Annotated in this window: 13 protein-coding genes; all 13 read right to left on the reverse strand. The window is 37.2% G+C overall.

The window, feature by feature from the left end:
- Window positions 1-190: helix-turn-helix domain-containing protein (locus CRS_RS24875; RefSeq protein ID WP_142722049.1), on the reverse strand; the 190-nt coding region annotated here is incomplete at its 3' end.
- Window positions 191-274: 84 nt separating this feature from the next.
- Entirely contained in the window at window positions 275-3,133 is a 2,859-nt protein-coding gene (gene gcvP / locus CRS_RS22815) for an aminomethyl-transferring glycine dehydrogenase (protein WP_142726253.1), read from the reverse strand.
- Between the two features lie 626 nt (window positions 3,134-3,759).
- Window positions 3,760-4,407 (reverse strand): J domain-containing protein, encoded by a 648-nt coding sequence (locus CRS_RS22820; protein ID WP_142726254.1) that lies wholly within the window; start codon window positions 4,405-4,407, stop codon window positions 3,760-3,762.
- Between the two features lie 377 nt (window positions 4,408-4,784).
- Window positions 4,785-5,426, reverse strand: coding sequence for an alpha/beta hydrolase (locus CRS_RS22825; RefSeq protein WP_142726255.1), 642 nt, complete (start codon window positions 5,424-5,426; stop codon window positions 4,785-4,787).
- A 144-nt stretch (window positions 5,427-5,570) separates the two neighbouring features.
- A complete protein-coding gene (locus CRS_RS22830; RefSeq protein ID WP_142726256.1) occupies window positions 5,571-5,828 on the reverse strand; it encodes a hypothetical protein in 258 nt (85 codons plus the stop codon).
- 91 nt (window positions 5,829-5,919) lie between these two features.
- Entirely contained in the window at window positions 5,920-6,252 is a 333-nt protein-coding gene (locus tag CRS_RS22835; protein ID WP_142726257.1) for a hypothetical protein, read from the reverse strand.
- A gap of 11 nt (window positions 6,253-6,263) precedes the next feature.
- The gene (locus tag CRS_RS22840) at window positions 6,264-6,818 is read right to left on the reverse strand and encodes an RNA polymerase sigma factor (protein WP_228406519.1); all 555 of its coding nucleotides are present in this window, start codon (window positions 6,816-6,818) and stop codon (window positions 6,264-6,266) included.
- 493 nt (window positions 6,819-7,311) lie between these two features.
- Window positions 7,312-9,318: a S9 family peptidase gene (locus CRS_RS22845; protein WP_142726258.1), complete on the reverse strand. Its 2,007-nt coding sequence runs from the start codon at window positions 9,316-9,318 to the stop codon at window positions 7,312-7,314.
- Between the two features lie 170 nt (window positions 9,319-9,488).
- A complete protein-coding gene (locus CRS_RS22850; protein ID WP_142726259.1) occupies window positions 9,489-9,947 on the reverse strand; it encodes a hypothetical protein in 459 nt (152 codons plus the stop codon).
- A gap of 86 nt (window positions 9,948-10,033) precedes the next feature.
- Complete coding sequence (locus CRS_RS22855; RefSeq protein ID WP_142726260.1) at window positions 10,034-10,492, reverse strand: SRPBCC domain-containing protein; 459 nt, start codon at window positions 10,490-10,492, stop codon at window positions 10,034-10,036.
- 40 nt (window positions 10,493-10,532) lie between these two features.
- Window positions 10,533-10,961 carry an SRPBCC domain-containing protein gene (locus CRS_RS22860; RefSeq protein WP_142726261.1) on the reverse strand — a complete coding sequence of 143 codons (429 nt, stop codon included), beginning with the start codon at window positions 10,959-10,961 and terminating at the stop codon, window positions 10,533-10,535.
- A gap of 120 nt (window positions 10,962-11,081) precedes the next feature.
- Window positions 11,082-11,915, reverse strand: a complete 834-nt coding sequence (locus tag CRS_RS22865) for an SDR family oxidoreductase (protein WP_142726262.1) — start codon at window positions 11,913-11,915, stop codon at window positions 11,082-11,084.
- Between the two features lie 47 nt (window positions 11,916-11,962).
- The gene (locus tag CRS_RS22870; protein ID WP_142726263.1) at window positions 11,963-12,829 is read right to left on the reverse strand and encodes a VOC family protein; all 867 of its coding nucleotides are present in this window, start codon (window positions 12,827-12,829) and stop codon (window positions 11,963-11,965) included.
- Window positions 12,830-13,057 lie beyond the last annotated feature (228 nt).

Consider the following 13,057-nt stretch of genomic DNA (forward strand, 5'->3'; position numbering starts at 1 on the left):
AATAACTCATGTTTTTTCGAGGGTATAGTCCCGAGATTCCGTACTTGTTATAAAAACCAATCCACTTGCGCAGATTGCTTTCATTAAATCCTTTCTCTGTTGCTATAGATTTAATTGAACAATGAGAATTTTTGTGAAGATTAATACATTCTAGCTTGAAAGCAACGCTAAATTTTTCTTTTCTATACATAAAAAAATGCCCCTAAAAAGTGTCTAACTTTTTGGGGGCAGTCCACATTGCTGAAAGGGATTCTTTATAGTTAAAAAACTGAGATTACATATAAGCTTCAATCGGCTCACAAGTACATACTAAGTTTCTGTCTCCGTAGGCTTCATCTACTCTTGATACAGAAGCGAAGAATTTGTGGTCTCTTACCCATTCAAGCGGATAAGCTGCCTTTTCTCTGCTGTATGGTTTATCCCATGAATCAGAGATCACCAGTTGTTCTGTGTGTGGAGCATTTTTCAATACGTTGTTTGTTGCATCTGCTTCACCGTTGGCAATTTCATCAATTTCTTTTTTAATAGAGATCAGCGCTTCAGCAAAACGGTCGATTTCAGCCTTGCTTTCAGATTCTGTAGGCTCAATCATCAGTGTACCTGCCACCGGGAAAGAAACAGTAGGTGCATGGAAACCATAATCCATCAATCTCTTCGCCACATCAGCCACTTCAATTCCTAAAGATTTGAACTGACGGAAATCTACGATACATTCGTGAGCTACTCTTCCGTTTTCGTTTGAATATAAAATCGGGAAATGCTCTGCTAATACTTCTTTCAGATAGTTGGCATTAAGAATAGCATGTCCTGTAGCCTTTTTAAGACCTTCAGTTCCTAACATTTTGATGTATGCATAAGAAATGTTAAGGATCAATCCTGAGCCGTAAGGAGCAGCAGAAATACCATCGATTGCTTCTTTAGATCCGATTCTGATATTAGCGTTGGAAGGAAGAAAAGGCACTAAGTGTTTAGCAACACAGATTGGACCTACTCCAGGACCTCCACCTCCGTGAGGAATTGCGAAAGTTTTGTGAAGGTTAAGGTGGCAAACGTCAGCTCCGATGTTTCCTGGACTTGTAAATCCTACCTGAGCGTTCATATTCGCACCATCCATGTATACCTGTCCTCCATGCTCATGGATAAGGTTGGTAATTTCTTTAATGTTGGCATCAAAGAATCCGTAAGTCGAAGGATAAGTGATCATTACAGCAGATAAGTTCGCTGAATGAAGTTCTGTTTTAGCTTTAAGATCTTCGAAGTCGATTTCCCCGTTTTCAAGGTTTTTCACAACTACGATTTTCATTCCTGCCATAGCAGCAGAAGCCGGATTGGTTCCGTGTGCAGACTGAGGGATCAGTACTACATTTCTGTGGTGGTCACCTCTTGAGATATGATATTGTCTGATAACCATTAATCCTGCATATTCTCCCTGAGCTCCTGAGTTTGGCTGAAGAGAAGTTCCTGCAAAACCTGTAATTTCCGCTAAGTCTTTCTCCAGTTCACGGATCATTTCCTGGTATCCTTCTGCCTGGTTTACAGGTACAAATGGGTGAATTGCCCCCCAGTTTTCCCATGAAAGCGGTAACATCTGAGTCGCTGCGTTGAGTTTCATCGTACAAGATCCCAAAGAAATCATTGAATGAGTCAATGATAAGTCTTTTCTCTCAAGACGCTTGATGTAACGCATCAGTTCTGTTTCCGTATGGTATTTGTTGAATACTGATTCCGTAAGAATTTCATCTTTTCTTAAGTTTTCCTCAGGAATACTGTATCCTTCTTTGATTTCTAATTTGAAAGTCTGCTTGTCTTTAAACTGAGCGAAAGAAGCCATCAGATAGTTTAATTTCTCTAATGTTGTACTTTCGTTGATCGCAATACTTACAACCCCTTCTGTAAAATAGTTAAGGTTAAGTCTGTGATCCAGCATCAGTCTTACCAATCTTGCTTTCTCATCTTCAGGCATTGTGATTTTCACGGTATCGAAGATCGGCTCTTCTACTACCTGATAACCTAATGCTTTAAGACCTCCCTTTAAAGCGTTTGCTTTGAAGTGGATCTGATCTGCGATATAGTTTAATCCTTTCGGACCGTGATAAACAGCATACATCCCTGCCATTACCGCCAAAAGAACCTGAGCTGTACAGATGTTTGAAGTCGCTTTCTCTCTTTTGATATGCTGCTCTCTTGTCTGCAAAGCCATTCTTAATGCACGTCTTCCGTACATATCCTGAGAAACACCAATAATTCTTCCCGGGATATCTCTTTTATAATCTTCTCTACAAGCAAAGAAAGCTGCGTGAGGTCCTCCATATCCTAACGGAATACCGAATCTCTGGGTAGTCCCTACAGCACAGTCAGCTCCCATTTCTGCAGGAGATTTTAACTTAACCAAAGCCAAAGGATCACAAGCAACAGCTACCTGAAGGTCTAGTTTTTTATATTCTACGATATCCTCAGTATAATCTAAAACGATTCCGTTTTTACCAGGATACTGTAATAAAACACCATAGTAAGAAGCATCAAACTGATGTGTTTTATGATCTCCAACTACGATTTCAATTTCCAGCCCTTCAGCTTTTGTTTTTAATACAGAAATGGTTTGAGGAAGAACCAGGTCAGAAATGAAGAATTTATTGGCACCTGCTTTTTTCTGGTCTTTAGATCTGTTATTGAAGAACATATGCATGGCTTCAGCAGCAGCAGTAGATTCATCCAATAAAGATGCGTTTGCCAAAGCGAAGCCTGTAAGATCGCATACTACAGTCTGGAAATTAAGAAGAGCTTCAAGTCTTCCCTGTGCAATTTCTGCCTGATATGGAGTATACGCCGTATACCAGCTAGGGTTTTCAAAAATATTTCTCTGGATTGCTGAAGGCAAAAGCGTATTGTGGTATCCAAATCCGATATAACTTGTATAATCTGTATTTTTTGATGCCAAATCTTTTGAATGGTTCAACATTTCATATTCAGAAAGTGGTTCCGAGATCTCAAGATCTTTCTCTAAACGGATAGAAGAAGGGATAGTCTGAGAAATTAACTCTTCAATACTTGAAACGCCAAGTTTTTCCAACATCGCCTGTTTATCGGCTTCATTAAGGGAAATGTGGCGGCTCACAAACTGTTCTGTATTCATTTTTATTTATTAGATTTTGTTTGTAAAAAGATGGGTAAAATTACAATTTTTTAGACGATTTCACAAGAGTACTACTGAGGTGATAATTCACACATATATATGTGACTTTTCTCACAATTTGCATTTCGCAAATTATGATAAGGTTTACACTAATCTCATCAACAATAATCATTATTCTATACATAATACACAAGGTAAATTATCAATTTCCATATAATCAGGTATGTTATGCATTATTAAAAAAAGTGTATTTAATCAATAAATTTTACCCTTATTGATTGAACTTATATTAAAAAAGAATCTATAAGAATAAATTTATTCAACATCTATTTTGGTAGTAAACAGGATCTATTTATCATTCAACTTTAAGCCTTTTAAACTGTTTTAAAGTAAACTCTGACTGCTATTCGTCAGGTTGTAAGAATTTTATGAAATTTTATTAATTATATTTATTCTAAATTAATATATTTGCAGCATGAATATGATAGTCCCATTTAAAGTTCCGCCTTTGGCTCCTTACACATTCAATAATGAAGAGATGTTCTGTGAAAAGAAATCGTGCTGTAAAAAATTCAAGAAGGGTAAAAGATGTAAAAAATGCCCGGGAAGAAAAAAAATGGCATAAACTAGCTGAAATTTTTGATCAGCATATAGACTGCAATCACTAAAATAATAATCCCCCAGATCAGCATCATAATTTTAGGCTGACCTGACTTGTTAATTCGGGTTCTGGGTTGTGGTTTAAACATTTCTTCTACAGAATTTTTGAACTTTTCAGCATCATTCTCAAAAACTTCTGTGATGGTGATTCCCTGAACAACTGTTTTGTGCAAAAGAGAATTCGTTGCATGAAGCAGAAGCTGGAATTTTCCGTCCTTAAATTCTGTGATCTTAAAAATCCTTTCTCCATACGGTTTTTCTAACCCAAAAGGCAACACCTTTACCACATCAGCATTACTCGTCTGCCAGCTGATAATGATTTCCTCTCCTTTTTTTGCATGAATTTTATTGGCTGTAAAAGTTTTGATTGCAGGAGGAATATTATACCTGAAACTTCGCTGATGACTTTCCAGGTTCTGGTCATACGTTCGTCTTCTGACCGGATCACTCAATGTTTCATAAGCCTCCTGAATTTCACGAAAGCGATCTGCGAAAAAGTCATCATTATCATTTTTATCAGGGTGATATTTTAAAGACAGTTTCCGATAGGCTTTTTTGACGTCTTCTTCTGAAGCATCCTGTGATATCCCGAGAAAATAGTAGTAATCTTTCATTGAGTACTACAAAAATAAGGATTTATTTTTCTTTGCGTTTGATGTTTATGGTAAAATTTTGATAGAAAAAAGAATCTAAAAGTCATTGCGAATCGAGATGAAGCAATCTCAATATCGTTTATTGTTTTAAGGTTGGAAAACGCAAAGACGCTAGTTCTTTTTCAAACTGTATATTTTAAGGCACGAAGATTTTATCTCCGATAAAATTGTCCTTCTCAACAAATGCTGCGAATTGAGTGAGTTCAACAGTCCTTTTGTCATTCCGAGCATAGCGGGGAATCTCAACTTTAATTTCTACCCGCAGATTTTACAAATTACACAGATCATTTCTCAGCAACTTCAATGATAACCACTAAATGGTAATAGACCGCCGCTATCTATTTATGGAAAATCCATTGCTTAGTGGGAGCAATCCAGTCATTGAGGGCTTTGAAAAGGAAGCCATGATTCAGTCCTGTATTAAGCTCTATTTCTTTAAAATCTTTAATACCTGATCTTATAAGACGTTGTTCCTTAGACATCGGAACATGTCCGTTATCTGATTTTTCAGTAATGGAAAGGATTCTTCCGTACAATCTGAAGTTTTTGTTTTTTTCCAAAGAATCATCTTTAAAACTGGCACCAATAAAAACAAATTTCAATTGTGAGTTCTTCTCATAATTAGACACATACTGTGCAATATAACCTCCCTGAGAAGTTCCTACCACTGTTATTCTTCCGGCAGGAATACCTTTTTTCATGAGACTGTCAATCTGTTTTTTCACTTTCTGAGCATAAACTGTGGGATCCGTATTGGCTTTTCTTTTCTCGGAAATAAGAACCGTATTTTTATCCTTTAGTTTATTAAGTATTGTTTCATATTCTGCAACACCATATTGGGGATGTTTTTCGTCAAAAGAATGATCCTCCAGAAATTTATTATGTAAAAAGAAAATGTATTGTTTTTGTTGAGAATTCTGTCCGTAAATAACGACTGAGAGAAATGACAGTACTGCCATATAAATATTCCTAGGCTTCATGATAATCTTTCTATTTATTATACAAATGTAGTATTAAAAGTTTTTTCTTGTAAGATTTCATGTGTTTTTAATAAAAAAATTCCGGCACGGAAAGCTTTGCTTCCCGCGCCGGAATTAAACAATTTCAATTTAGTTCTTTACCTATTATGCTTCGCAGGTATTATCCTTTCTGCAGCATCTTGAAGCGAATTCTTTTTTAAACTTCCCTTTCAGTTCCTGATAGTCTTCATCATTCATTTCTCTGATTTTATCTGCCAGGCCGAAAGGTGATTTTTCTTTAATTCCGTACTCATCAAAAATACCTTTGATAAATCTTTTTCTTTGTGCGGCTTTTTTAGCAATTAGTGCTACCCCCACAACGGCTAGTGCTCCAAGAGCTCCTTTTAATGCTGAATTTTTCATTTTTTCAAAATTTTAAATTTTACTACTTCTTGTTTTTTATAGAGACGAATGAATTTTAATTTTACTTTACTACTTCTTTCAAATTTTTAAATTATTCGTTATTTCTGTTGAAGAATCCACCGGAGCATTTGTTTCTCCAGACTTCCTTGAACTTCTCACGTTCTTCAGGAGACAAACCTGCCATTTTTTCTCTCATTTTTCTTTCCTTAAAATCTCTCATTCCTTTACCGAAATGAAAACCTCCGAAAAGAATTTTGCTTAAGATCAGTATTCCCATTGCCTGCCAGAAAGTAATTGTTTTCACTCCTAAAATATCAGGAAGAAGACAGTTCCAAAGCATCATTACAATCCATGTAACGGTGGCTAAAATTAACGGCGGGCATAACAATAAAAAAATCCAGCCTTTTTTGTGTTTATGATTCATAATTTCTTTTTCTAACTTTTTAAATCTTCGTATAACTTTCTCAATCTGTTTCTCAGGTGCTTCACAGCATAGTTTTTTCTACTGATGATGGTTTTGATGTTTTCTCCCTGTTCATCGGCGATCTCCTGGAGGGTTTTGTCGTTCAGTTCATTTTCTACATAGACCAGCCTTTGCTTTTCGGGAAGTTCATCAAGTGCTTCAAACAGTTTTTTCCAGATCTCATCCTGAAACATCTTCACTTCAGGACCCGCGCTTTCATCCATCAAAAGGATATCCTTGATAGAAAAACTGCCGTCTTCATCTTCATATACGAAATCTTCAAGATTTTCTGTTTTCTTTTTACGGTAACGGTCTGTAATTTTATTTGCCGTTACCCTGTACAGCCAGCCTCCAACGTTTACGATCTCAGAAAGGTTCGTAAGGCTACTGAACTGATACCACACTTCCTGCAGAATATCTTCTGCATCCTCCGTGTTTTTCACTTTCGGACGAATATAGGACATCAGCTTCCCTCCGTAGTTGGAAACGGTCTGTGAGATGATGCTTTCTTTCTCCTTCTGTGGCATTGTTATTTTTTCGACAACCTCCATACTGATATGACGGTTAGCCTTTTGGTTTTACTTTAATAAATTTAAAATATTTTTCTTACAATTCAGTTTTTCTTTTATCCATCGGTTTTTTATCTTCTCAATTATCCCCGGATTACCCATTACTCATTACTTATATTTAAGGGAGCTTTTTCCCGCTATCCGCTCATACTCCTCACGCCAGACCATCCCACACTCCTGCCCACAGACTCTCCTATTCATGTTCCGGGGTAACCGCTTCTATCGGGGCTAAGCTGATGAGCGATAATTGGTAATTGATGAATGATAAAGATCTTTTATCCATTCTCAATTTCTGACGTCATTTGAGATTCCTACGGAATGACACAATTGTAATGATAGTTTATCCATACAGCTTGTCATTCCGTAGGAATCTAAACACCACCTAATCAATAATAAAAAAAAAGAAACGGAGGACCTGAGCCTTCCGTTTCAAACATTATAAAATTATAGGTTACTTATTAAAATTTTCAGCAAAGAATCCTAACATTGACTTATAAAGTTCAATCCTGTTAGGCTCTTTTCCAAATCCGTGTCCTTCATCATATTTTACCAGATAAGGAACTTCAAATCCTTTGGCACGCATCGCTTTTACAATCTGATCAGATTCATTGATATTAACCCTTGGATCGTTAGCTCCCTGAACTACAAATAAAGGCTTTTTGATCTTATCAATCTGGTAAACCGGGGAAACTTCCTTAGCGATTTTTGCCTCTTCAGGATTGTCAAGGTCATACCAGATCTGTTTTACCATTTCTTTATAAGGTTTCCAGTATTCAGGGAAAGAATCAAAGAAAGTAAAGATGTTGGATACGCCTACATAATCTACTCCACAAGCATATAAATCCGGGGTCTTAATCAATCCCATCAGGGTTGCATATCCACCATGGCTTCCACCGTAAATGGCAACTTTATCCTTATCAACCCATCCCTGTTCAATGGCATATTTTACTCCGTCTTCCACATCATCCATTGCTTTTCTTCCGATCTGTTTGTACCCGGCTTTCTGGAATGATTTTCCGTATCCTCCGGAAATTCTGAAGTTCACCTGAAGCGTTGCATATCCACGGCTTGCAAACAGCTGTGCTTCCGGATTGAATCCCCAGCTGTCTCTGATTCCCTGAGGACCGCCGTGAGGATTTACAATCAAGGGAACTTTTTTACCTTCCAGTGCTGCTTTAGGTAATGTAATATATCCATGGATTGTCAATCCGTCTCTGCTTTTAAATTCGATAGGTCTCATCTCGGCCATATCTTCTTCCTTCAGCTGTGGCATCAGGTTGTACAGAAGTTTGGTTTGCTTGGTCTTGGTATCATATTCATAATAAGTTCCATAGAGCTTATCACTTCCTACAATAACCAGAAGTTTATTATTATTATCATCAGAAGAAACAATTCCAAATTCTTTATCTCCAAACTGAGCTTTTAATTGATCATGTATTTCCTTATAAAATTTACTTACCGGAACCGTTTCTCCTTTGGTTCCTTCATAGCTGATGTAATCAAGCTCATAGTTTCTGTTTTTACCTGCAGTACTTATTGAGCTTACATCATATACCGGATTGGAATAAATTTCTTTTATCACAGCATTTTTCTTAAGATCATACAATACAATCCTCGCTTTATCGCTATCAAGGTTGGTTACTACATATGCTTCGTCTTTATTTTTAGAATTTTCATTAAATTCTATAATACTGAAGGTATCAGACCAGTCTGCAGATTTGATCAGATTGAATTTGCCGGTCTGCAGGTCTTTATAATAGGTTTTTGTAGTCAGTCCGTTTTCAAGAACGCTGTATCCTCTCAGATTTCCGTCTTTATCAAAAAGGTAATCATCAATAGGGCTGTTGACATCTTTATTTTCATACAGCTGGGTCATTTCCCCTGTAACAAAATTAATTTTAAATGGTTCAAAGATCTGTTTGTTGTTTTTATTCATGGTCACCACAACGAAATCCGTATCCTTTATCGGAATAATTGACTGTACTTTTACGCCATCAAACGGTGTCAGATCCTTTTGATTCCCACCATCTGTATCCGTAGCATAAAGGTGTATATTTTCATTTCCGCCCCTATCCTGAGTATAGAAAAGACGTTTTTTGTTCAGCCATCCATACCCTCTTACCAGATCATCTTTTTCGACAATAGCTTTGGTAATTTTTCCTGTGCTAAGATCTTTAACATAGACGTGATTTTTTTTATCCTGATCTTTTTCTTTGTAGGAAAGGTACTTTCCGTCAGGAGAGATTTTAAATGCTGAAGCTTTTGGTCTTGCAAAATAGTCTTCAACTTTGTATTTAAAGTTTCCTTTGTCGTAAGAAATAAGCTTTTCAAGATTGGCTTTGGAAGATGGCAAAGTAGGATCTCCCGGCAGTTTGGCAGTAGAACTTTGTGCGTTGATCATAATAGTAGACAGTACAATATAGGCTGTACCGAAAATTTTGGGATTCAGTAGATTCATAACTTATATTTTAAGGGTTAAAAGTTATTGAAAGCACCTTTTTAAAATAATAAAATCAAGTGCATTTATACAATAAGACACATTATCCCTATAAAATGTTACAATTTTCTATCACTTAATTAAAAAAACATTATGAATATGAAAAAGACAGCCTTTCCCGACTGTCTTTTTTAGTGTAAATAAATTCCGAAATACCACGTCCAGGCAATTAAAATAACCTGCATGGGAATCCTTTGATAATAAAGGTATTTCATCCCGGGACCTGTATAATCTGCTTTAAAAATATTGATCTTTTTCCTGGATGAATTGATGTTGGCAATAAAAACCAATACATAAAAAATGACCAGTAAAACAGCTGTAGTTTCACGGACGGACGGAATCATAAGTCCAATCCCTGCCGCAATTTCCAGTACCCCTGTAAAATAGACCCAAAACAGTTTTCCGGGAATAAAATCAGGGATCATCATTGCCATTCCTTTTTGGAATTTAAAATGCGAAAAGCCTGTAAAGATGATAAAAACAGCCATTCCCAGGTTTCCCGAAAATATAAAATCCGGTTTCCCCTGAAAAAGAAAAGTTGCCAGCAAAGCCAGAATACATGTTCCAAAAAGTATGACAAGTAGTTTCATAGTTGATAATAGGTTGCAGGTTACAGGGATTAGGCTCAGGTATCAGTTTTAAACTTGAAACCTTGAACTCTAAACGTTGAATTATATTATACTGAATCAAGGTTAACGCCTTCAGCAAGACTTTTCACAATCATGAGCCCTTTTGTAAATCCAGTATTGAGATGATCCTGCCATTCTTTTTCAACCTGAACCTCTGTATGAAGTTTTGTTTTCCCATCGAAGTCGATCAGGAAATATTTCTCAAAACTGCCGCTCCATTCCATTACTTCTTTGCTGTGTGTATCTTCATGACCTTCCTTATCTATCATCCCCAGATGCTTGAATACCACCTGTCTGGGTTCATCCAGACTGTCTATAGTAGAGACCATTCCTTCTCCGTGGGCATTGACAAAGTACGTTTTTCCACCTACCTTCCAGTCGGATTTCATGACAGATCCTTCTCCAAAATACCGGGTCCACTCACTGTATGTTTCTGGACTCCAGAGAATGTCCCAGACTTTCTGCATGGGAGCATCAATGACTGTTTCGTATGATAAGGTTTCCATATTTTAACTTTTTATGATTCGTATTATTTTTTAGCAGATCCTAGAGTTGATTTTCCGCAAGATGCTTAACGAGTGACATGGCTTTTGGGAATTTTTCCTCAAAAAACTCTTTAAATTCTGCAGGCGTCTGAATTTCTGCTTTCAGTAAAGTTCCCTCTTCATTCTCATTCAGAAAGTACGCTTCTGTAGCTTCACCCCAATCCTGAGGAACTTCAATACCATCATAAACCTCTCCCAGATGCAGAAATCTTATTTCTTCATTAGGAATTACTTTTTCAACCCTACTGTACATTCCGTTGTTTTTAGGGTCAAGGAATTTAACGATATTATTTTCTTCGAGGGTTCCTTCATAAAAAGAACCGTCTGTAAATGCCGATGTCCATTGCCTGTAGGTAATATCGCCCCAAAGGACACTCCATACTTTTTCAGGTTCGGCATTGATTTCTATTTCGTATGATAATTTTTCCATTTTTTAAGTATTAAGTGGTGGGTAATGGGTGAGAGGGTTTGAGAGTGAGAGAGTTTTAGGGTGAGTGAAATTATTGATCAATCACTTCTAACTTCTAACTTCTTGCCCCTGGCTTCTCATTTATCCTCCGACAAAATCACCACCGTTAATATGAATGATTTCCCCGGTGATATAACTTGCATCTTTTGAAGCAAGAAAAACATAAGCTGGTGCTACTTCAGAAGGCTGTCCCGCACGTTTCAGCGGAGTATCTTTTCCAAATGTGGAGAGATCATCAAAAGCTTCTTTCACCAGCGGAGTCCAGATAGGCCCGGGTGCAATTCCGTTCACCAGAATTTCTTTTTCGGCGAGATTATCTGCCAAAGACCGGATAAAAGATAAAACAGCACCCTTTGTCGCCGCATAATCTATCAGATGATCGCTTCCGCGGTATGCTGTGACAGAAGTTGTACAAATGATCCGTCCTCCTTTTCCTATCAGCGGAAGAAAATTTCTGGTGAATGAAATCATGGAAATGATATTGGTTTCAAACGTTTCCTGAATCTGTTCATCAGAAATTTTTTCCAGACTGGTTTTCGAGGTATGAATTCCGGCGTTATTGACCAGAATATCAAGGCTCTTCCACTCTGCTTTAATTTTGTCTGCACACTTTGTTCTGAATGTTTTCCTGGTAAGATCTCCTTTGATCAGAATACACTTCTGCCCTTCTTTTTCCACCAGCTTCTTGGTTTCTCTCGCATCATCATCGCTTTCTTTATAGATAATGGCGACATCTGCTCCTTCTCTGGCAAAATGAACTGCTACAGCCTGTCCTATGCCACTGTCTCCCCCGGAAATCACTGCTTTTTTACCCTGCAGCTTCCGGCTTCCCTGATAATCATTCCGGATAATCTCCGGAAACAGCCCTTCTTTAGGGATTTTTGACTTAGAGTCTGATTTGTTCTGTGTTTTCATATGCAAATCTTTTCTCTAAATACCATCAAACAATACGCCGAAATAAATTAAGAACGATAAGCTTCTTCCAGATCCTGAATGATGATTTTCTGCATTTTCATCATGGCCTGAACTACTTTATAGGCTTTTTCCTGATCAGAATCATTCATCAGCTGAATAAGTCTTTTAGGAACAATCTGCCAGCTCAGCCCATATTGATCTTTGAGCCAGCCGCACATACTTTCTCTTCCTCCGTCTGCAGTCAGTGTATTCCAGTACTTGTCGGTCTGCTGCTGATCGTCTGTCATGACAACCAATGATATTCCTTCATTAAAATCAAACGGGTGATCATAGGAGTTGTCCATGCAGAATAAGCTGTAATTATCAATTACAAAATGGGCATGCTGAACATTTTCTGCCGGTTCCGGAATATCATGTCCCTCACTTCCTGCTCCATACGTCAGTACATTTCCTATGCTTGAGTTCGGAAAAGTCCTGGTATAAAGCTCCATGGCTTCTTTTGCTTTTCCATTGTTCTGGTGGATGAACATTAAAGTAGGAATTATTTTCTGATCATTTGCTTTTTCTCCCAAAAACAATTGCCAGGTCACTCCATATTTATCCTGAACCCATCCGTATTTTGAGCTCCATGAATAAGATCCCAGTTCCATTAAGGCGATCCCTCCATCCAATAATTGGTCCCAGTATTTTTGAACCTCATCTTCCGTTTCACAGATTACCATAAAAGAAACAGAAGGATTTTTTTTGAATTGCGGGCCGCCATTTAACAGCATCAGCCTTTGTCCGAACAGATCAATATTCATCACGACAGGGGTATCAGCTGTAATCTCACCTCCAAAAATTTTACAGTAAAATTCTGCAGATTGTTTAGCGTCTCCATCATACCAGAGACACGGGAAAATATCGTTATTCATAAGTTTAATGTTAATTTGATTTTTGTATTGTTTGTATATTTCAGAAAATTTTTAAGCGGAGTTAAAATTCTTTTGTTTTCTTTATCTCACAAACCCAAAAGTTCAGTAGTGAACAGTGATACAGGAATCCAAAGTTCTTAAAACCCGTGAAGTTTCTATGTTGACAGAGAGCTCTATTATTAATTTTTTAGTCAAAATTATGTCAGACAACAAAAAGCAAAAGAAATC

It is taken from the genome of Chryseobacterium sp. ON_d1, from assembly GCF_006829085.1.
Classification (GTDB): domain Bacteria; phylum Bacteroidota; class Bacteroidia; order Flavobacteriales; family Weeksellaceae; genus Chryseobacterium.